Raw genomic sequence first — 21,363 nt, 5'->3', positions numbered from 1 at the left:
GTTTTGACTAATAAGATAAAAGGTGTTAATAATATGAAGATCGATGAAAAGTATAAGCGTCTAATTAAGTTAATATTTACATTGGGAATAACTACGATGTTAATTTATCTATATAGTTGTACATGGAATAATTACTATAATAGGATAATAGAATTTCCTTTTTTTAGAAGAGGAAATTGGATGATGATTTTTCTGTATGGCATTATTCTGGTTCTATTTATGAACACTTATGGAGGATTCAAAGTTGGTTATTTAAAAAAGGTTAATTTAATATATTCGCAAATGCTTGCTGTTGTTTTTACCAATATTTTTACATACTTACAAATAGCGGTTTTAGATAAACATTTTTTAAGTCCATTACAACTTATAAAGATGACATCGCAGGACTTTCTCGTCATAATTCTTTGGACCTTAATTTATCAATGGATATATAGCAGGTTATTTCCACCTAGAAAAATGCTTTTGATTTCAGGTAAACGATCTGATTATCATCTTGCAGAAAAAATAAATTCTAGGGAAGATAAATACGAGATTTGTAAAATTGTAGATATAGATTCTGGCGTATTATATATTTTTGGAGAGATTAACAATTATGATGGAATTATAATAGGTGATATAAGCAGTCATGAAAGAAATTTAATATTAAAGTATTGTTATGATAATTCCATTAGAACTTACAGTGTTCCTAAAATTTCTGATATTATACTTAAAAGCTCAATAGAGTTTAATCTATTTGATTCACCATTGTTACTATCCAGGAATGAAGGGCTAACGATTGAACAACAGTTTATAAAGAGATTATTTGATATATTAATATCTTTAATAGGCATAATTTTGGCGAGCCCTCTGCTTTTAATAATAAGTCTATGTATTAAGTTGACAGATCCCGGTCCTGTTTTTTTTCACCAGATCAGAATAACAAAGGACAATAAAAAATTCGTTATATACAAATTTCGTACAATGATTCAAGAGGCAGAAAAAGATGGAGTTGCGCGTTTGGCCGCTGAAGGAGATTGCAGAATATTACCTATTGGACATTTACTCCGTAGAACCAGGTTAGATGAACTGCCTCAATTGTTCAATATTTTAAAGGGAGATATGTCATTTGTGGGTCCTCGCCCTGAAAGACCAGAATTGGCAGAGGAAATTCTAAAAGAAATTCCTGAATTTTCATATAGAACAAAAGTTAAGGCTGGTTTAACGGGTTATGCTCAAATTTATGGGAAGTATAATACTACATCATATGATAAATTAAAATTAGATTTAACATATATTAGAAATTATTCGTTTCTGCTTGATCTGAAATTGTTTTTAATGACACCTAAAATATTGTTTATGAAAGAATCAACAGAAGGAGTACATCAGGATTTATGAAAATAGCATTTGATGTTCAATTATTTTTAAAAGGGGATAAGACTGGGATTGCCTGGTGTGCAGATAATCTAATTAAAGAAATATCAAAAAACACTAACAATTCTTATCAACTTAATTATTTTGAAACTAAAAAAGCTAGAGAAAAGCTTTTTTTACTCGATAAATATAGAACGAGTGGTTGCATGGATAACAGGTGTCGATATTTCAATGATGTGCTTTATAAGTTATTATGGAACATAATACCCATTAGCTACTCAGGTTTTTTTGGAAAAAAAGCTGATATTACACAATTTTTTAATTATTCCGTACCCCCTGGGGTTAATGGGAAAAAAGTAACTATAATTTATGATATGGCATATAAATCAATTCCTGAGACAGTTCGTAAGAAAACTAGAATATGGTTAGAATTAACAGTTAAAAAATCGTGTAGAAGGGCTGACCGAATAGTAACCATCTCTGAATTTAGTAAATCAGAAATAATTAGATATTTAAAAATACCTGAAGAAAAAATCGTTGTTATGCCCATGGGAGTTGACACTGATTTATTTAATAGTAAATATAAAAACGAACAGATACTTTCGGTCAAGGAAAAGTATGAAATCAAAGGAGAGTATTTTTTATATCTAGGTACATTAGAACCAAGGAAAAATATTGAAAGAATAATAGAAGCATACAGTAATTTTATAGAGAGAAATAATACTATAGAAATTCCTTGTCTGGTATTGGCAGGTAAAAAAGGTTGGATGTATGACTCTATATTTGAAAAGGTGAAACAATTACATATTGAAGATAAAGTCATATTTACTGGATATTTATCAGATACAGAAGCTCCTATTTTGATGAGCGGAGCAAAATGCTTTTTATTCCCTAGTTTATATGAAGGATTTGGTATGCCAGTAATTGAAGCGATGTCTTGCGGTACGCCAGTGATTACTTCCAATACAACCTCCCTTAATGAAATAAGCGGTGAAGCTGCTTTAAAAGTAAATCCTCTGGACTCATCTGAAATCACAAAAGCTATTGAGAAATTCATGTTTGAAGAAGATACTTTAAATGAATATCGTTTGAAAGGCCTTGACCATGCAGGAAAATATACTTGGCGCGAAGCTGCTTCAATACTTACTAAAGTTTATGAAGAATTATAATAATGGTGATGAGATGTCAGATAAAAAAATCAGAGTTTTAGAAGTAAATAAGCTTTATTATCCAGTGACTGGTGGAATTGAACGTTTAGTTCAGCAGATAGCAGAAGGTCTATATAAAAAAATGGATATTAAAGTATTGGTATGCAGAGAAAAGGGTTTTGGCACGAAAGAGCTGATTAATGGTGTTGAAGTTATAAGGGCCGGCAGTGCCGGGATGTTATTGTCTCTTCCAATTTCATTATCTTTTTTATTAAAATTTAGAAAGATGTCTAAAAAAACGGATATTGTACATGTTCATCTACCTTTTCCTCTCGCAGATTTGGCCTGCCTTTTATCCAATTATAAAGGCAAAATAATTGTCTCATGGCATAGCGACATTGTAAGACAAAAAAAAATGATGAAATTTTATAAACCCTTGATGAAAAAATTTTTAAAAAGAGCAGATTTAATACTGGTGGCAACCCAGGGCCATATAGATGGATCTGATTACCTGCCTGAATATCGTAATAAATGTAAAGTAGTACCATATGGTGTAGAACCGCGTATTGAACAGCTGGCTGATGAATATCTGTCCTGTAAGGAATTGGATAATGAAAGTTATCCGAAACCTGTTAAATTTTTGTTTATAGGCAGACTGGTATATTATAAAGGGTGTGAGATTTTAATAGAAGCGTTTTCGAAAGTAAAAAATGCAGAACTATGTTTAGTAGGCACAGGACCTTTGGAAGAAAAGTTGAGGCAAAAAACCATGGATTTGGGTATTGCTGAAAAAGTCATGTTTCGCGGAGCGATAACTGATGATGAGATGATCCAATGTATTTATGATTGTGATGCACTTGTATTACCGTCCATAGTTAAAAGTGAAGCATTTGGTCTTGTGCAATTAGAAGCGATGGTATTTGAAAAACCTGTTATAAATACTAACTTACCAAGTGGTGTTCCTTATGTGAGCCTTGATAAAGAGACTGGTCTGACTGTTGAACCCGGATCACCTGAAGAGTTAGCAAAGGCTATGCAATGGTTGGTAGACCATGAAGATGCCCGGATAACTATGGGAAAAAACGGTCGGCAGAGAGTGAAAGCACAATTCACTACTAAAAATATGCTTGAAAATATCGAGCATATCTATTGCGAATTGGCTAAAGATTAAGAATAGGAGAGAAAATGAAGATAGCATTTGATTCTCAAATATTGTTTGAAAGGCAAAAGACAGGGATAGGAAGAAATTCAGAAGCTATTATAAGTAATTATATACAACTTGATATTGATGATATTGTATTGAATTATTTTAGGATGTTAGAAGAAAATAAAAGAGAAGAAATAATTGACCATTATTTATCAAATCATAAAGTTAATATAAATAAGTGTAAATGGTTTCATAGTGTATTATATAATAGATTAAATCGCTATTTGCGCCTACCATATAAATTGTTTTTTCGTGAAGAGGCAGATGTCACCCAATTTTTCAATTATGTACTTCCACCAGGCGTTAAAGGAAAGACGGCCTTATATGTCTATGATATGGCATATAAAGTATATCCTGAAACTATTGGAGAGAAAACTTTAAGGATGCTGAACGAGAACCTGGCGGAGTCATGCAGACGGGCAGACCGTATTATAACGATCTCGGAATTTAGTAAGCAGGAAATTATTAAATATCTGGGCATTCCCAGTGAAAAGATTGCTGTTGTACCTTGTGCTGTAGATCATAGTGTTTACAATAATATTATAGATTTGGATCTGCTTACTGTAATTAAGAACAAATTTAATATAGACCAGGATTATTTTTTATATTTGGGAACATTAGAACCAAGGAAGAATATTGAAAGGTTAATAGATGCATATGCAGCTTTACATAAGCGTGATACACTGCTTCCCAAGTTAGTTATTGCGGGTAAAAATGGCTGGAATTACGACAATGTGTACAAAAAGGTAAACGACTATAAAATAAATGAAAGTGTTATATTTACAGGATATATCAAAGCTGAAGAGGCAGTAACTTTATTAAAAGGCGCTTTAGCCTTTGTCTTTCCTTCAATTTATGAGGGGTTTGGCATGCCGCCATTAGAAGCTATGGCATGCGGAGTCCCTATCATAACCTCTAACGTATCCTCCCTTCCTGAAGTGGTGCAGGATGCCGGATACCTGATTGATCCCTTCTCTGCTGAAGATCTAAGCGAGGCTATGTTTGAGATTATTAATAATTTAGAGCAAAGAGAGCGATTAATAGAAAAAGGTCTTAAAAGAGCAAAAGAATTTACATGGAAAGGTTCTGCAGAGCTGCTGCGATCAGTCTATGAAAATATGCAATAAAATAGAGGTAGAATCTAAATGAAAAAAATGAAAAAATATAGTATTTTAGTTAGCATATTGCTTTTTATATACGTTTTTACACTTAGTATTATTAGTGTAAAAATGAACAATCATCCGTACAGAATATTTACGAGTGCTAGCCAGGTGAGTTATGAAGTATCTTCGAAAGATGCTAATAGAGAACTTTTTGTACCAATTACTATTAAAAACAAGTCCAATCGTTTAATTTCTTCCCGCAATAATATTAATATTGGTTATCATCTTTATGGGGTAGATGAAAATAAAGAGCAAAAATTAATTGCATGGGATAATCAATTATCTAATATTGAAGATATTTTTAATAATGAAGAGGGAACCTGTAATGTTACCCTGAATATTCCTGATGAGGCAGGAGTTTATATCTATTATATTGACGTTCTTGAATCAAATACACAATGGTTTTCTGAAAAAGGTGTTCTTACAATACCGGTGACTGTAGAGGTTAAGTGATATGAAATTGATGAATGAATTATACGTGTATAGAGAAATGATTTTTAGTTTAGTAAGAAGAGATTTAAAGGGACGGTATAAAGGTTCTGTCTTAGGTTTCTTATGGACATTTTTAAATCCTTTATTACAATTAGGTGTCTATACGCTTGTATTTTCTGTAATAATGAGAAACGGTATTAAAGATTATTATTTATTTTTGTTTGTAGCGTTAATTCCCTGGATATTTTTCAGTACCTGTGTATCTGGCGGAGCAACCTGTATAATGACCCAAAAAGAAATGGTAAAAAAGATTTATTTTCCCAGACAGGTTCTGCCTTTAGCATTTGTAACAAGTCAATTTGTTAATATGTTATTATCATTTGTTGTTGTAATACCTATCCTGATAATTAGCGACAAGGGTATCGATTTACTGGCGGTAACTTTTCTGCCACTAATTATGATAATAGAATATATACTGGCGCTTGGCATGGCTATGCTGGTATCAGCTATAACAGTATATTTAAGAGATACAGAATATATTCTCGGTATCATTACAATGGCATGGCAGTTTTTATCCCCGGTTATATATTCAATTGATCAGGTTCCAGAAGAAATCAGACCTATTTTCCTGCTTAATCCAATGACCTCCATATTAACTGCATATAGAGATATATTGTATTATAAACAGGTTCCACAAGTATCAACATTGCTTAATGCCGTATTGATGGGTGTAGGGTTGATGTTAATTAGCCTGTTTGTATTTCATAAATTGTCAAAGCGTTTTGCGGAGGAACTGTAATGAATCAGGAGAATTCTATAGAGGTTACTAATGTAACCAAATCATTTAAAGTTTATTTAGATAAAGGTTCTACATTAAAAGAAAAGGTATTATTTCGTAATCGGAGAAAATACGAAAGGAGAGAGGTACTAAAGGGAATTAGCTTTTCAGTTAAAAAAGGTACGGGTATCGGTCTTATCGGACAGAATGGCTGCGGTAAAAGTACTACATTGAAATTATTGACTAAGATCATGTATCCAGATAGTGGAAAGATAGAAATGCTTGGGAGAGTGTCCAGCTTAATTGAATTAGGTGCAGGGTTTCATCCGGACATGAGTGGCAGAGAGAATATTTATATTAATGCCTCAATCTTTGGATTATCAAGAGCAGAAATTAATCAGAAATTAGAATCAATCATAGAGTTTTCTGAGTTGGGAGATCATATTGACAACCCAATACGAACATATTCTTCGGGTATGTATATGCGTCTGGCGTTTTCTGTAGCTATCCATGTAGATGCAGATATTTTGCTAATTGATGAAATTCTGGCGGTTGGAGATGTTGCGTTTCAGAATAAATGCTTTGAGAGATTAAAAGAAATAAAGCGAAATGGAACGACTATTGTAATTGTATCTCATTCTTTAAATCAGATTGAAGAGATATGTGAGGAGTCGATCTGGATCAAAGAGGGGTTGATTCAGATGAAAGGAGAACCAAAAGAAGTGCATAAGATGTATCTTGAATACATGCAGAATAAGTAGAATGGAAGTGACATTGTGAAGAAGATATTGATTACTGGTGCTACTGGATTTATCGGGAGATATTGCTGCAAAGAAATACTGGCAAGAGGGAATGATTACCTGGCTATTGTTAGAAAAGAGTCTGATTTACAGGAGAATGCGAAAGCTGTGTTAGCAGACCTTAACAATAAGGATGAATTAGTGAAAGTGATTGAAGAATACAAACCTGACGCTGTTCTTCATTTGGCAGCTATAGCTGCAGTTACATTCGGAAATATATCAGAAATTTACAACACCAATATAAGTGTCACAGAGAATTTGTTAGAAGCAATATATAATGCCTGCGAATCAGGAACTAGAGTCGTTTTGGTTAGCACCGCAGGTATTTACGGAAATCAAAAGGATCTGTATTATTATGAAGATATGCCGTATGAGCCTGTAAATCATTATTCCTACAGTAAAATGGTGATGGAATATATGAGCAGGCTATATACAGATAAACTGGACATTAAAATTGTTCGCCCATTTAATATAGTAGGTTATGGTCAGAACCATAATTTCTTTTTACCCAAATTAGTGCGCGCTTTTGCATACAGGCAGGAATCAATCAAGTTGGGAAATATTGGATCTGAAAGAGATTATGTCAATGTTGAATACTGCGTTAATGTGCTTATGGAATTGTTATTAAGATCAAAGATTGACATCAATAAACTTAATATCTGCTCTGGAATAGCTACCAGCGGAACTAATATTATTGATATGTTAAAAGAGATCTCTGGCTATACACCGGAAATACAGATATCAAACAATCTTGTTAGGAAAAATGAAGTTTGGAGATTGGTTGGCTCAAATGAAAGAATGCTTGAATTTCTTGGGGAAGAGAAATATAACGGTAATAGTATACATGATATTTTGAACAGAATGTATCATAATTATTGTAATGAGTCAGACAAAAAATGTATTTGATTTCATGTTGCCAAAAGGCATATTTAAACGTATAATTTATATTAAGATAAATAATTGACAATGTTAGGAAAGTTGTGAGGTAATTACTATGAAAAGAACGGCACTTATTATGGCCGGCGGTAGAGGCGAACGTTTCTGGCCGAAGAGTAGACGGGAAATGCCAAAGCAATTCTTATCTTTAACCAATGATGGAAAGACAATGATTCAATTAACCATTGAAAGAATTCTTCCTGTTGTTGATATGGCAGATATTTATATTGCTACAAATAGGGAATATAAGGAACTTGTAAAAAAGCAGCTGCCAGAGATACCTGAAAAAAATATACTTTGTGAACCTGTCGGAAGAAATACGGCGCCCTGCATTGGGCTGGGGGCTGTACATATAGCAAGCAAATATGAAGATGCAATAATGTTTGTATTACCGTCGGATCATTTAATAAAGTACAATGGAATGTTTATTAATACGCTTAAAGATGCAGCTGAAAAAGCTGAGCAAGATGAAAATTTAGTTACAATCGGAATTACCCCTGACTATCCGGAGACCGGATATGGTTATATAAAGTTTAATGGAGATAAATGCGACGGTCATGCGTTTGAGGTTGATTGTTTTGTTGAGAAGCCAAACTTAGAGACTGCTAAAGAATATATTGCTTCTGAAGAGTATCTGTGGAATAGCGGAATGTTTGTTTGGAAAGTATCGACTATCCTTTCTAAATTCAAAGAATATCTTCCAGATATATTCAGCGGGCTGAATGAAATAAAGAATGCAATTGGTTCCGAACACGAAGATTTGGTATTAGAAAAAGCGTTTTTGGATTTCCGTTCAGAATCTGTTGATTATGGAATTATGGAAAAGGCTAGTAATATATATACGTTACCGGGAACATTCGGCTGGGATGATGTTGGATCGTGGCTGGCTGTAGAGAGAATTAGAAAAACAAATGAATTTGGCAATGTAGTAAGTGGTAATATAATTACAATTGATACTAAGAATTGTATTATTGAAGGCGATAAAAAGTTAATAGCAGCGGTCGGCCTGAAAGATTTAGTAATTGTAGATACTGAGGATGCTACCCTGATATGTGATAAAGACAGTGCAGGCGATATAAAGAAGGTACTGGAAAATCTGAAAATCTGTAATAGAAATGAATACTTATAGAGATCAAAGGAGATTGATTATGAAAACAGCATTAATAACTGGTATAACTGGACAGGATGGTTCTTATCTTGCAGAGCTGTTGCTTGAAAAAGGGTATAATGTTTACGGTATTATGAGAAGAAAAAGCGTTGTTGATTATGGCAATGTTGAACATATAAAGGAAAAGATTAATTTCATTTATGCTGATATGACAGATCCTATTTCATTAATAAATGCAATGAAGATTTCACAAGCAGATGAAGTTTATAATCTGGCAGCTCAGTCTTTTGTGGCAACCAGCTGGGAACAGCCTCTTGCAACTGCAGATATTGACGGAATTGGTGTAACTAACATACTTGAGGCTATTAGGATTGTTAAACCAGCAGCCCGGTTTTATCAGGCATCTACCAGTGAGATGTTTGGTTTGGTTCAAGAAATGCCGCAGACAGAAAATACGCCATTTTATCCAAGAAGTCCTTATGGTGTTGCTAAGGTTTATGGTCATTGGATTACTAAGAATTATCGTGAAAGCTATAATATGTATGCTTGCAGTGGTATTCTCTTTAATCATGAAAGTGAGCGAAGAGGTAAAGAGTTTGTTACACGTAAGATTACGAATGCAGTTGCCCGGATCAAGTTTGGTTTACAGGATTGCCTGGAGTTAGGTAATATGGATAGTAAACGTGATTGGGGACATTCACAGGATTATGTTCACGCTATGTGGTTAATGCTCCAGCAGGAAACTCCAGATGATTATGTTATTGCTACGAATGAAACCCGTACTGTTCGCGAATTTGTGGAGAAAGCTTTTCATTATGCAAATATGGATATAGAATGGCAAGGAACTGGTATAGAAGAAGTAGGCATTGATAAAAGTACCGGAAAGATAGTAGTAAAAGTTAATTCGAAATTCTTTAGACCTGCAGAGGTGGAAGTATTATTAGGAAATCCTAAAAAAGCTGAATCGGTGCTTGAGTGGAGACGCAAAATTGACTTTGATAACTTAGTTAAGAGAATGGTTGAAAATGATTTGGGATTTGTTAAAAATAATTTAAATAAATATTAATTAATAAAATGGTTCTATTTTAGAGGTAGAAGTAATGGATTATTTCTCTTCTGAGTGTAGAACCATTTTATGGATAAAAGAATGTTTAGGTAGAGGAGAAATTCAATGGATATTTGGATGGATTTAACGAATAGTATGCAGGCATGGCGCGGGGGCGTTGTTGGCATTATTCGAGCAGAATTAGAAATTGCATATAATCTTAAAAAGAACTATAAAAATATAAGGTTTAGTATTTGTAATAATGGTTGTTTCATAGAAGTTACATCTGATAAGTTAGAGTGGTTATGGAATGCTGATAGTGTTGCAGATGCATATCTAACTGCTATGGGTAGAAACAATATATCTTCTAAGCAGAAACAGAAAGTTTTACAAAATCCTATCGGATTAGATAATGCATACTCTTTTTCAGATAGTAGGCGGGAACGATTAAAGGAGGCGGGAAGATTATATATAGCAAGAAAATCACCTGCTATAAGGCCGATTCTGAAGGTGACATTTGGCTTAATATATCTGCCGGTATCGTTTGCTTCTAGATTACGTGTCTTAATAAAAAAACTTACTAAAAAGAAGATAGAAGTGGAAGCGGTAAAAAAATTTTGTCATCCATATGGAGAAAATGATATTATCTTTTGTTGTGGTTGGTTTGGTACAGATAAGGAGTTTTTGTTTTCAAAATTAAAAAGTGAAAAGAACAATATCAGTCTTGTTTATTTGGTATATGATATAATTCTTGTGAAAGAAGGAACGGCGCACTTATATGGCGAGAATTCATTTGATAAGTATATTAATTGGATAGCAAATAACTGTGACATGATATTATATGGAGGAGCTACGGCACAAAGAGATACTGAAAAGTATTTAAGAGATAATAATCTTCCAGCTCCTAAAGGATATCCAATTAAGTTTGGTTCAGAAATCGTTAAGATTTTAGATAAGGGGAATAAAGAGCAAATATTTAAAAAACTTGGTATTGAAGAAAAGTATATAATGGCTGTTGGTTCTATTGAACCAAGAAAAAACTATGATACTATATATCGTGCATATATTTTAATGCTAGAAAAGTATAATGCACAAGAAATTCCTCAATTTGTTATTATTGGAGGGGCACTGATACAAAATAATTTAGTTGATTGTGTAAAAAAAGATCCTAGGCTAAAAGGTAAAATAATAATGATACGCCCTACGGATGAAGAACTGGATTTATTATACCAAAATTGTCTTTTTACACTTTTACCTAGTTTGTATGAAGGTTGGAGTTTAACATTACCTGAAGCATTAGGATATGGAAAATTATGTATTTCTTCTAATGTAGATCCGCTAATTGAAATTGGAAAAGGAATAACTGAATTTGTGGATCCACTGGATGCTAGGGCTTGGGCAGAAAGAATTATTTATTTTTATCGAAATCCTGAATCGGTAAAAGAATTTGAAAAGAAGATTAAAGATAAATGGAAAGTTATAACCTGGAATGAATGTGCTAAAACAATAGAAGAGAAGTTGTTTTTGTTATGGGATGAGAAAAAAGTGAAAAGTACAACTGATATCTATATGGATATGACGTTGGCATGGACACTGAGTCATAGTGGCGCTTTTGTCAGTGGAATATTAAGAACACAGTTGATCATTGCTCGCTTTTTATCACGTATAAGACCAGATATTAAGTTTGTTGTTCTAACAAAAGACGGTTGCATTAATATTGATAAATGTACTTTAGCGCCGCTGTTCGATAGTGTTGATATTGAAACTTCATTTAATCATTTACGGCCGTATTTAGCGAGTTTAACATCAGAAAGCTATAATGAAAAAAATGATAGTATTAAGACAGAAATTCAGCAAACAGTTGGTCCATTCTGGTTGATTTGTAGCATATTACCAGCTAAATTACAACAGTCTTATATTGAATTTGGATTAGAAGTTAAACGTAAAATGCAAAAAAAAGGATTAAAACCTGAGTGTATAAGCTCTGATGGACTGAGTGTAAATGCCTTTCCATTTAATAAGGGAGACGTTATTTTTACAACAGGTACAGGCTATCTTCAAGAACAGTATCCTTCTATAATTAAAGCTAAAAAGGAAATAGGTTTTAAGTTTATACAGCTCATCTATGATTTAACGCCCATTTTATATCCGCAGGTGCATATGGAAAAGACAATAGAATCTTATATTCCATTTTTAAAAAATACAAGTGAATTATGTGATTTCATATTTTATGGCGGAGATACTGCAAAGCGAGACGCAGAAGCGTATTTCCGCAATAATAATCTAAAAGTTAAACCAGGGTTTGCGATTAAATTTGGAAGTAATATTGTGAAAAACTCAGTAAAGGAAGTAAATGATGTTAAAGTACTTGAAAATTTAGGTATAAATGGACCGTATACACTCACAGTTGGATCTATTGAAATGAGAAAAAATCATGAGACGCTATATAAAGCTTATCTGAAAATGCTCGAACAAAAAAATCATGAAGTACCACAGATGGTTTTTGCGGGTTATCCAGGTTGGAAAACAGAAGATTTTATAAAAATACTTAATAAAGATGAGCGGGTTAAAAATAAAATTATCGTGGTCTCACCAAGCGATGATGAAATGGATGTTTTATATAGAAACTGTTTGTTTACTGTTTTAGCAAGCTTATATGAAGGCTGGAGTCTAACTTTACCAGAAAGTTTAAATTATGGTAAATTCTGTATTGCATCAGATGTTGATCCATTACGAGAAATAGGTCAGGATTTTATTGATTATGTTAATCCGATAGATACAATGAAGTGGGCTGAAAAGATATTATTTTATTCTGTAAATAGAACAGAATTAATGAATCGTGAACAAAAGATAGCAAGGGAATGGCAGTCAATTTCGTGGGAAGAATGTGCAGATCAAGTTTGTAATCTATTAGATGAGATAGTCAACGAACAGTAAATACAAATAAAAATATTTATAAGGAATTGAAAGAAATTATAATAGTAGACATTGAATAAGTTCTTACCATTGCATAAGTCACATGACCGTTTTATCAAGTTATTTATCTTTTTGATTAGTCAATCAGTATAATTAAAGATGATAGAAGTTATATATTAATAAATTTGATATAAAGCTTCTATCATTGTTATTATTATAAAAAGTGTTACTGGTAAGAAGTAATAATTAATAAATATGTAAACTTACAATAAGGAGTAATAAGATTAGAAAATAATCTTGAATAATATTATGATAAAGTGGAAATATCTTTTTTCAATGATAAGTATTTCAATAATGTTGATTTTTGCAATCTTTTTCTTCAGTGGAATAATACCTCAGACAACATTAAATGGTGTAGTTGAGTATAATGAAAAACCAAAGAGAGAGTTTAAAACTATTATGAATGGAAAATACCAGACAGAATATTCTAATTGGTTTTCTGATAATTTTCCGTTTAGAACTTATATTGTAAAGATGTACGACGAAGTTATGTTTAATACTCACAGTATTGTAAATGGGGTTAAGGCTGGAAAAAATGGCGATCTTTTTGGCGAATATTTTACTAGGCAATCACTTATTGGAACACTGGATAAAACACAAGTTGATAATTATGCCCGGAACTTGAAATTTATACAGGACAGATTAGAAGCAAGAGGAAAGGATTTAATATATATAATAACGCCGAGTAAAGCGGAAATTTTGCCAGAGGATTTACCATGGAATTATAGGGCAGCTTATGATTCTCTAAATCAAACAGCAAATATAAGATTGGAATTAAATACCAATTTAGAAGATTATGGTGTTAAATATATTGATTATACGGATTTGATGCTAAGATTAAAAGCAGAAGGAGAGTATCCTGTTTTTTATCGGACCGGAATTCATTGGAGCCAATATGCATCCTCGAATGCTACTTTAGAGTTATTAAAGTTTATAAAAAATAATACTATTTTCAATACTCCTTTTATTAAATTGTCATATAATAAAATCGCAAAGCCTGAATTAGACGAAGCGGATTATTTAGCACTTTTGAATTTGTATAAATCTAACTATGCTGATGATTACTATACTTCAGATATAAAATTGAAAGAAGGAGAAGAACCAAATCTTCGAGTGTTTTCAATGTCGACCAGTTTTAGCCGTAGCATAATGAACTTGTTTGGAAAAAGTGATATTCCTTTTAAATATTATTGGCGAAGTCAATATACACAATTTCAAGATAAATTGTATCCAGATGTAGAAAGAACATATTATGAAAGTATGCAGCCTGGTGTTGCGGTTAATGAAATGAATTTTGAAGAAATTGTAGATCAATCGGATCTTATTATAATAGAAAATAATGCGTGCGAATTACCACAGTCACATATTGACTTTGTTCAAGCACTATCCGAATATCTAATGAAAAATTAATATATTATAGAAGGAGGTATTAAAGAAATGGTATTTGCTTCACCATTTTTTCTATTATTATTTTTTCCAATAGTATTAGTTGTATATTTTTTAATTAACCCCAAGTATAGAAATTTCTGGTTATTTGCTTCTTCACTTATCTTTTATTCATGGGGAGGGGTTCAATATACACTATTAATGTTTTATTCAATTATAGTAAATTATTTTTTTGCAAAGTTAATCGATAAAGATGATTGTAAGAATCCTAAAAAGTTAGTTGTATTATCTATTGTTTTCAACTTAGGAATACTTGGCTTTTTTAAATATTTTAATTTTATATTAAATTTAATTACTCATGTTATTAGATTTGTAGATGCTGACTTTACTATAAGTGTCCCTACCATTCCTCTGCCAATTGGAATTTCGTTTTTTACTTTCCAAATAATGTCTTATATTATTGATGTATATCGAAAAGACGTTAAGTCACAGAGTAAGTTTGTTAATTTAGGATTATATATTATGCTATTTCCTCAACTAATAGCAGGCCCTATTGTCCGTTATATCGATATTGAGAATGAAATTAATGAACGAAGAATAAGTATAGAAGATATAAGGTTTGGTTTAAAACGTTTTATCATTGGATTAGCCAAAAAGGTTTTTTTGGCTAATTTTGCCGCTAAATTTGCAGATGTTGCATTTACATCACCATATTTAAACACACCATTAGCATGGTTGGGCATTATCTCTTATTCTTTGCAAATATTTTTTGATTTTTCTGGCTATTCTGATATGGCTATTGGAATGGGTAGAATATTTGGATTTCATTTTCTTGAAAATTTCAACTATCCATATATATCAAAATCAATACAAGAGTTTTGGCGAAGATGGCATATTTCATTATCTACATGGTTTAAGGATTATTTATACATACCATTAGGGGGTAATAGAAAAGGCACTAGGAGGACTTATATCAACAATATAATTGTGTTTTTTTGTACCGGTTTATGGCATGGAGCCGCTTTAAATTTTATTGTTTGGGGACTATATCATGGGGCATTTTTGATAGTTGAGCGTATGGGGCTTAATAAATTACTGGGTAGGATGCCAAAATTTTTTGGACATGTCTATACAACACTTGTTTTTATGATCGGCTGGGTGCTTTTTAGAGCAAATACAATAGGAGAGGCATTAAGATACATAAAGAAGATGTTTGTGTTTGATATGCAACATATGGAATATTTTTATCTTGATTTAGACTCTTTTACAATTTTTATTATCATCCTTGGGGTTGTTCTTAGTACTCCTGTCGTTCCCTTAATAAAAAGCAGAATTAAAAGTTGGATTCAGGGGACAATGGTAAATAGCTTAGGAATAATTTTAGTGGATATAAACTATTTATTTTTATTTATTGTTTCAATAATATTTGTGGTAGGATCAAAATTCAATCCATTTATTTATTTTAGATTTTAAAGTAATAAACTTGTTTGGAAAATGTTCTGGGTATAAAATCAAAATTAATGTTGATAATAATTTAGCTGTATAGAATAAGATATTTGGGTATTAAGTAAATAATAATTATTAACGGTTAATAACTAAAAAATTATAAGGAAAGAGAGCTGAGAAAAAGTAATGGATGAACGAGTACAAAGAAAGTGGTGTGAGTGGAAAGAACAAAATCTTACTGATGAGGATCTTAAAATTGAACTGGATAAGATTGAGGCGTCGGAATCTGAAATACATGACCGCTTTTATCGTGAGTTGGAGTTTGGTACGGGTGGATTAAGAGGTGAAATTGGCGTAGGCACTAATCGTATGAATATTTACACCGTAGCTAAAGCAACTCAGGGTTACAGCAATTATTTAAAGAAAGATTCAGTCCATCCATCAGTGGCGATTGCTTATGATAGCCGCATAAAATCAGAAAAATTTGCGCATATTGCAGCTGAAGTATTTGCAGCTAATGGGATTCAAGTTTACATTTACTCGGAATTAATGCCAACTCCATCTTTGTCTTTTGCGGTTAGAGAACTTAGATGCAGTGGAGGTATTGTAATTACTGCAAGCCACAATCCTTCTAAATACAATGGGTATAAGGTTTATGGCAGTGATGGCTGCCAGATTACGACTGAAGCTGCCAACTCCATTTTAAAAGAAATAGAAGATTTAGATATATTTAATGATGTAAGACGTCTGGATTTTAATGATGGATTGGATACAGAAAAAATATCATACATACCAGAGGCTGTGATGAAAGCTTATCTTAATGCTGTATCATCCCAATCTTTATGTGATGATAATATAAACAAGGAAGTTTCTATCGTTTATACTCCATTGAATGGTTCGGGGTTAAAGTGTGTTACAAGCGTTTTAAGGCAAAACGGCTTCACCAATATTTCAGTAGTGAAAGAGCAGGAAAAACCAGATGGAGAATTCCCGACATGTCCCTATCCGAATCCGGAAATTAAAGAGGCACTGGAGTTGGGACTGAGGGATGCGAAGGAAAGAGGGAGCGAATTATTATTAGCTACAGATCCTGATTGTGATCGTGTAGGAATCGCTGTACGTAATAACAATGATTATGTACTTTTAACAGGAAATGAAGTCGGGATGCTGCTTCTCGATTATATCTGTAAACGCAGAATCGCTCTTGGAAAAATGCCAAATAACCCTATTTTGGTTAAAACCATTGTAACTATAGATATGGCAGATAGAATTGCGGAAGATTATGGAGTACAAGTAATTGATGTGTTAACCGGATTCAAATTTATTGGTGAGCAAATTGGCTTTTTGGAATTAAAAGGAGAAGAGGACCGTTTCATCCTGGGGTTTGAGGAGAGTTATGGATATTTAACCGGTGGTTACGTGCGTGATAAGGATGCAGTAGTTGGGTCGTTGATGATTTGCGAAATGTTTACTTATTATAAAACTATGGGTGTAAGTTTAATTGATGTTTTGGAGAAATTATATAAAAAGTATGGATACTGTTTAAATACATTGCATAGTTATACATTTGAGGGGGCGGAAGGTTTTCAGAAAATGCAGCAAATAATGCAGGAGTTGCATCAGAATCCTTTAAAAGAAATTGGGGGAATGAATGTAATTGAGGTTAGGGATTATCTTGAAGGAATTAATCAACTTCCCAAATCTGATGTTTTAAAGTTTATGCTGGAGAAAAACGCCTCCGTTGTGATTCGGCCTTCTGGAACAGAACCTAAGTTAAAAGTATATCTTTCTGTAAGTGCTGAGAACCGTAATGCTGCGGAGAAGACTGAAGTTGCAATGGTAAAAGAAATGGAGAAAATTTGGGGATAAGTTAATTAATGCTACTGGTGATATATATAATCAGTTGCATATTTTGAACTTAACAGCAGTACAGTTAAGCGTATTTAGTGGTGTCTAGTTAACTTTATATAAATAAAGATGAGAGACGTTTAATAGCGTCTCTTTTATTATTATATAGTTGCAAATTATAGATAATGGATATATAATTATTGTGGAGAATAATGATATTATCTATATGCTGTTTGCTATTTAAACTTAAAAAATACTCTTTCGTAAGTAAGCCCTAGATAAAGTAGTGTTTTGATCTTTCAGGATTTTTTACCTCTGAAAAAAATAAATAGTACCATTATTCATGCCACAGGATTTTATCATAGCTCCAGTTCAAGACGCTTTTTCTGTCGCTCTTCTGGTTCTAAGTCTGTCGCTCAAGCGGTTGTAGCCGCTGAATCTGTCTGTGTGGATAAACCCGTGATAATCAGCAAGGTACTTTGCTGCGTGGTAGCCACCTCTTGATGGCTAAAACTCGTAAATCAGAACACGGTGTTCTTTAAATGCACTGCTGGTGTACAGCCATACTGTGATTGATTAGTGGTGCTGGCACAGGTGCTTTCTCAATAGTTGATTCGTTATCTTAACGGCACTGTGGACACGCTCGACTTTCGCTGGAGTGATATGAATCTCTTCACGAACATCCTCGAGCTGTTATCTTCCAATGGAGTATTACACTAAAGTCAGTTACGCACATCACCTTTCAGTTCAACGGTTCTGAGCGGTACATTCTTTGTGAGCTCATCATGCGATATCACGTTGATCGTATTTTACAGCGCAAATTATGTTGCGCTTACTTTCATTGAAGAATAAATCTTAAGTATGTAAAAAGTATACTTTAATGGTTGTTTTTTAGTTATAATGATTTTAAAGGTCTTAAATTAAAAAGAAAAACCGGAGGGAAAAGTTAAGACATGTCAGAATTAGAAAACAAAAAGATAAAATTAATTTTAAAAAACGCAATAAAACTATTCTACCTAATTTCGGGTTCAATTTTTTTATGGCTTGTTTTAAATATTCTTTTGAATAATTGTTATGTGGATCCATTATCTTACGGAGGAGATTTTGTAATAACAAGTTATTATAATCCTTTTATCATATTATTTTTAGTGGGAATAGCTTACATCATAATATCAAAATTGTATATATCAGATATTATAAGTAAAAAAATAGTGCCGGTCATACTATTTGTGTTTATATTCTGCATACAAGTATTTTTGGCACGATACCTAGAATATGACATATCTGATACTTCAAAGTTTTCAGATTTTGGTGTAATAGTTGATTCAGCGAAATGCATATTATCAGGCGGAACATATGAAAACGTATATTTTCAAAACACACCTTATCAAGTAGGCATAATTAGTGAGATTATAATTTGGAACAGGATTTTAATGGGCGTTGGCATTAAATCTTTCAATGCAAACTGTATCGCACTAAATATTATTAGTATTGATCTCGCAATTCTCGGCGGCTTTTTTACGTCTAGGATAATATGGAAAAGTAATAAAATGGCAAATATTTTCTTGCTTTTTTCCATAGTGTTTTCTCCTTTCTATACATATATTACATACTATTATACTGACTCGCTTTCTATTCCTTTCGCTATATGGGGGGTATATATATATGCTTATCTCAATACTAACTCCTCAAAGATAGCTCTCTGGAGGACTGTTTTATTAGGGATTGTCATGATTATGGTTTTTGTATTAGGAATTTTTATAAAGGCAACTGTTGGAATAGCACTTATAGCTATTTTTCTCCATATGATTTTGTCCCGCAAATCAATAATTAAAATTGGCTGTGTGTTACTGAGCTTTTTTATTGTATCCTCGTGCTTTAAAACTGTAGTTAATTCTTACATTGATCAAAAGAATTGGTTCGGATATAAAATATCAAATGAAGAGGGATACCCAAAGGAATTTTGGTTTTTAATGGGTTCAAATGAAAAGAGATTAGGTGCATATCCACCGGTTGATGTTAATGCTATTATAGGATTAGAAACAAGAGAAGAGCAGAGAGATGCATCAATTCAAATGACGATAGATAGAATAAAAGAATATGGGATGGCGGGATACATCAAATTTTTAACAACAAAGAATAATTGGATGTGGGGAGAGGGCAGATATTTTGCTACAGAGTTATTAGGTTGGTTTCCGCATACCAATAATTCTAAAATTTTAAATTTTTTTATTAGAGATAAAATAGGAAGCCCAGTGTTTTGCTATTGGAGTCAGTGCATTCAGGTGCTAATTTTATTTTTGCTTTTAGGTGCGTTTTTTAGAGGGGCTAAAAGTGGTGAATTAGATATGATTTTCGTCATAAATATTACAATATTTGGAGTTTATATATTTTTTAGTTTGTGGGAGGCAAGGCCGAGATACCTATTTAATTATACGCCATTCTTTATAATTTCAGCAATAAGTGGATTAGAAAAAGTAAGTGGAAATGGAAAAACATTTTTTCGTCATATTTTTAACAATTAATAAATAGTATAAAAGAATTAAGTATTAGATTATAATCTAGTTCAACATAAGAGGAGAAGGATAAAAAATGGAAGATTCATTGTATGTGGTAATGCCGGCCTATAACGAAGAGGCTAATATTGAAGCTGCAGTAAAGGACTGGTATAAAATTTTGGAAGGAAAGAGTAAATCATCTCGAATAGTGATTGCGGATAATGGAAGTACTGATAAGACACATTTAATTTTAGAGAGTATGAAGCATGATTTTCCGCAGTTAGAGATAGTATCTAATACAGAAAAACAACATGGTCCGAAGTTAATTGCATTATATAAAAAAGCGATTGCCGATAAAGTGGATTATGTTTTTCAGACGGATTCAGATGGACAAACGAATCCTAATGAATTTGATGAATTCTGGCATTTGAGAGATAAATATGATTGTATTATTGGGCATCGATCCGTTCGTGGTGACGGGAAATCAAGAGCGTTTGTTGAGCATGTAGTCTGTCTATTGCTGAGAATATACTTTGGAATTAAAGTTCCAGATGCTAATGCGCCATTTAGATTAATGAAGGTTAAAGTTGTTGAAAAATATATAAATAAACTGCCATATGATTATAATATACCCAATATTATGATGACAACATATTTTGCACACTATAACGAAAAGATGGTATTTAAAGAAATATCGTTTAAACCTCGACAAGGAGGTGTAAATTCAGTTAACATACCAAGAATTATTAAGATCGGGTGGAATGCATTGAAAGGATTTAGAAAATTTAAGAAGGAATTATAATATATGTCGAGTATAGTGAGATTGATCAATAAGTTTAGAGATATCATTTCTTATGTAATATTTGGTGTATTAACTACTATAGTTAACGTTATTACATATTGGATAGCTGTTCACTTATTTTTACTCCCTGTTATGATTGGGACTATATTAGCATGGACTATTGCGGTGTCATTTGCATATATTACAAATCGAAAATGGGTATTTCATAGTCGAGCAAAAGGTATTAAAGCGATTATTAGGGAGTTGTTTTCTTTTTTTGCTTGTAGATTGGCGACAGGTGCTGTGGACTGGCTATGTATGTTTATTTGTGTTGATATTCTTAAATATAATGACGTTATTATAAAAATAGCAGCTAATATATTGGTAATAGTGTTGAATTATATTGCTAGCAAATTGATTATTTTTAAGAATAGCAAAAATGTGTAATTAAGAGATAAGTG

Annotated in this window: 17 protein-coding genes and 1 pseudogene; 17 read left to right on the top strand and 1 reads right to left on the bottom strand. The window is 32.5% G+C overall.

Going from position 1 to position 21,363, the window contains the following annotated elements:
- Window positions 1-33: 33 nt before the first annotated feature.
- From ACOAOT_RS18275 to ACOAOT_RS18210, 14 genes are all read left to right on the top strand, one after another.
- Window positions 34-1,374, top strand: a complete 1,341-nt coding sequence (locus ACOAOT_RS18275; RefSeq protein WP_420218276.1) for an exopolysaccharide biosynthesis polyprenyl glycosylphosphotransferase — start codon at window positions 34-36, stop codon at window positions 1,372-1,374.
- Entirely contained in the window at window positions 1,371-2,519 is a 1,149-nt protein-coding gene (locus tag ACOAOT_RS18270) for a glycosyltransferase family 4 protein (protein WP_420218275.1), read from the top strand. The genes ACOAOT_RS18275 and ACOAOT_RS18270 overlap by 4 nt, the downstream gene beginning before the upstream one ends.
- Window positions 2,455-3,669 carry a glycosyltransferase gene (locus ACOAOT_RS18265; protein ID WP_420218274.1) on the top strand — a complete coding sequence of 405 codons (1,215 nt, stop codon included), beginning with the start codon at window positions 2,455-2,457 and terminating at the stop codon, window positions 3,667-3,669. The genes ACOAOT_RS18270 and ACOAOT_RS18265 overlap by 65 nt, the downstream gene beginning before the upstream one ends.
- Window positions 3,670-3,683: 14 nt before the next feature.
- Window positions 3,684-4,832: a glycosyltransferase family 4 protein gene (locus tag ACOAOT_RS18260; RefSeq protein ID WP_420218273.1), complete on the top strand. Its 1,149-nt coding sequence runs from the start codon at window positions 3,684-3,686 to the stop codon at window positions 4,830-4,832.
- Window positions 4,833-4,850: 18 nt separating this feature from the next.
- Window positions 4,851-5,321 (top strand): hypothetical protein, encoded by a 471-nt coding sequence (locus ACOAOT_RS18255; RefSeq protein WP_420218272.1) that lies wholly within the window; start codon window positions 4,851-4,853, stop codon window positions 5,319-5,321.
- A gap of 1 nt (window position 5,322) precedes the next feature.
- Entirely contained in the window at window positions 5,323-6,099 is a 777-nt protein-coding gene (locus ACOAOT_RS18250) for an ABC transporter permease (protein WP_420218271.1), read from the top strand.
- Window positions 6,099-6,839 carry an ABC transporter ATP-binding protein gene (locus tag ACOAOT_RS18245; protein WP_420218270.1) on the top strand — a complete coding sequence of 247 codons (741 nt, stop codon included), beginning with the start codon at window positions 6,099-6,101 and terminating at the stop codon, window positions 6,837-6,839. Before ACOAOT_RS18250 ends, ACOAOT_RS18245 begins: the two co-directional genes overlap by 1 nt.
- Window positions 6,840-6,854: 15 nt before the next feature.
- Entirely contained in the window at window positions 6,855-7,784 is a 930-nt protein-coding gene (locus ACOAOT_RS18240; protein WP_420218269.1) for an NAD-dependent epimerase/dehydratase family protein, read from the top strand.
- Between the two features lie 88 nt (window positions 7,785-7,872).
- Window positions 7,873-8,943 carry a mannose-1-phosphate guanylyltransferase gene (locus tag ACOAOT_RS18235; RefSeq protein ID WP_420218268.1) on the top strand — a complete coding sequence of 357 codons (1,071 nt, stop codon included), beginning with the start codon at window positions 7,873-7,875 and terminating at the stop codon, window positions 8,941-8,943.
- Between the two features lie 19 nt (window positions 8,944-8,962).
- Window positions 8,963-9,988, top strand: a complete 1,026-nt coding sequence (gene gmd, locus ACOAOT_RS18230) for a GDP-mannose 4,6-dehydratase (protein ID WP_420218267.1) — start codon at window positions 8,963-8,965, stop codon at window positions 9,986-9,988.
- A 105-nt stretch (window positions 9,989-10,093) separates the two neighbouring features.
- On the top strand, window positions 10,094-12,904 hold the full coding sequence (locus ACOAOT_RS18225; protein WP_420218266.1) for a glycosyltransferase: 2,811 nt from the start codon (window positions 10,094-10,096) through the stop codon (window positions 12,902-12,904).
- 315 nt (window positions 12,905-13,219) lie between these two features.
- The gene (locus tag ACOAOT_RS18220) at window positions 13,220-14,353 is read left to right on the top strand and encodes an alginate O-acetyltransferase AlgX-related protein (RefSeq protein ID WP_420218265.1); all 1,134 of its coding nucleotides are present in this window, start codon (window positions 13,220-13,222) and stop codon (window positions 14,351-14,353) included.
- A 27-nt stretch (window positions 14,354-14,380) separates the two neighbouring features.
- Window positions 14,381-15,802, top strand: coding sequence for an MBOAT family O-acyltransferase (locus ACOAOT_RS18215; protein WP_420218264.1), 1,422 nt, complete (start codon window positions 14,381-14,383; stop codon window positions 15,800-15,802).
- Between the two features lie 159 nt (window positions 15,803-15,961).
- Window positions 15,962-17,644 carry a phospho-sugar mutase gene (locus tag ACOAOT_RS18210; protein ID WP_420218263.1) on the top strand — a complete coding sequence of 561 codons (1,683 nt, stop codon included), beginning with the start codon at window positions 15,962-15,964 and terminating at the stop codon, window positions 17,642-17,644.
- A gap of 351 nt (window positions 17,645-17,995) precedes the next feature.
- Here the strand turns inward: ACOAOT_RS18210 and ACOAOT_RS18205 are convergent.
- Window positions 17,996-18,118, bottom strand: a pseudogene (locus ACOAOT_RS18205) (hypothetical protein); the annotation flags it as partial.
- A gap of 458 nt (window positions 18,119-18,576) precedes the next feature.
- Between ACOAOT_RS18205 and ACOAOT_RS18200 the strand changes: the two are divergent.
- The 3 genes from ACOAOT_RS18200 (at window position 18,577) to ACOAOT_RS18190 (ending at window position 21,349) form a co-directional block, all read left to right on the top strand.
- Window positions 18,577-20,148, top strand: a complete 1,572-nt coding sequence (locus tag ACOAOT_RS18200) for a hypothetical protein (protein ID WP_420218262.1) — start codon at window positions 18,577-18,579, stop codon at window positions 20,146-20,148.
- A gap of 67 nt (window positions 20,149-20,215) precedes the next feature.
- Window positions 20,216-20,923, top strand: a complete 708-nt coding sequence (locus ACOAOT_RS18195) for a glycosyltransferase family 2 protein (protein ID WP_420218261.1) — start codon at window positions 20,216-20,218, stop codon at window positions 20,921-20,923.
- Between the two features lie 3 nt (window positions 20,924-20,926).
- On the top strand, window positions 20,927-21,349 hold the full coding sequence (locus ACOAOT_RS18190; RefSeq protein WP_420218260.1) for a GtrA family protein: 423 nt from the start codon (window positions 20,927-20,929) through the stop codon (window positions 21,347-21,349).
- Window positions 21,350-21,363: the final 14 nt, after the last annotated feature.

Origin of the sequence: Lacrimispora struthionigena (assembly GCF_048627165.1) — a bacterium.
Taxonomy (GTDB): domain Bacteria; phylum Bacillota; class Clostridia; order Lachnospirales; family Lachnospiraceae; genus Lacrimispora.
The sequence above is the reverse complement of the archived record's forward strand: the minus strand, read 5'-3'. Positions and strand labels throughout refer to the sequence as shown.

Coding starts and splice junctions, on each gene's coding strand:
- ACOAOT_RS18275 (WP_420218276.1), top strand. CDS start 34: ATGAAGATCGATGAAAAGTATAAGCGTCTAATTAAGTTAATATTTACA.
- ACOAOT_RS18270 (WP_420218275.1), top strand. CDS start 1,371: ATGAAAATAGCATTTGATGTTCAATTATTTTTAAAAGGGGATAAGACT.
- ACOAOT_RS18265 (WP_420218274.1), top strand. CDS start 2,455: ATGCAGGAAAATATACTTGGCGCGAAGCTGCTTCAATACTTACTAAAG.
- ACOAOT_RS18260 (WP_420218273.1), top strand. CDS start 3,684: ATGAAGATAGCATTTGATTCTCAAATATTGTTTGAAAGGCAAAAGACA.
- ACOAOT_RS18255 (WP_420218272.1), top strand. CDS start 4,851: ATGAAAAAAATGAAAAAATATAGTATTTTAGTTAGCATATTGCTTTTT.
- ACOAOT_RS18250 (WP_420218271.1), top strand. CDS start 5,323: ATGAAATTGATGAATGAATTATACGTGTATAGAGAAATGATTTTTAGT.
- ACOAOT_RS18245 (WP_420218270.1), top strand. CDS start 6,099: ATGAATCAGGAGAATTCTATAGAGGTTACTAATGTAACCAAATCATTT.
- ACOAOT_RS18235 (WP_420218268.1), top strand. CDS start 7,873: ATGAAAAGAACGGCACTTATTATGGCCGGCGGTAGAGGCGAACGTTTC.
- gmd (WP_420218267.1), top strand. CDS start 8,963: ATGAAAACAGCATTAATAACTGGTATAACTGGACAGGATGGTTCTTAT.
- ACOAOT_RS18225 (WP_420218266.1), top strand. CDS start 10,094: ATGGATATTTGGATGGATTTAACGAATAGTATGCAGGCATGGCGCGGG.
- ACOAOT_RS18220 (WP_420218265.1), top strand. CDS start 13,220: ATGATAAGTATTTCAATAATGTTGATTTTTGCAATCTTTTTCTTCAGT.
- ACOAOT_RS18215 (WP_420218264.1), top strand. CDS start 14,381: ATGGTATTTGCTTCACCATTTTTTCTATTATTATTTTTTCCAATAGTA.
- ACOAOT_RS18210 (WP_420218263.1), top strand. CDS start 15,962: ATGGATGAACGAGTACAAAGAAAGTGGTGTGAGTGGAAAGAACAAAAT.
- ACOAOT_RS18200 (WP_420218262.1), top strand. CDS start 18,577: ATGTCAGAATTAGAAAACAAAAAGATAAAATTAATTTTAAAAAACGCA.
- ACOAOT_RS18195 (WP_420218261.1), top strand. CDS start 20,216: ATGGAAGATTCATTGTATGTGGTAATGCCGGCCTATAACGAAGAGGCT.
- ACOAOT_RS18190 (WP_420218260.1), top strand. CDS start 20,927: ATGTCGAGTATAGTGAGATTGATCAATAAGTTTAGAGATATCATTTCT.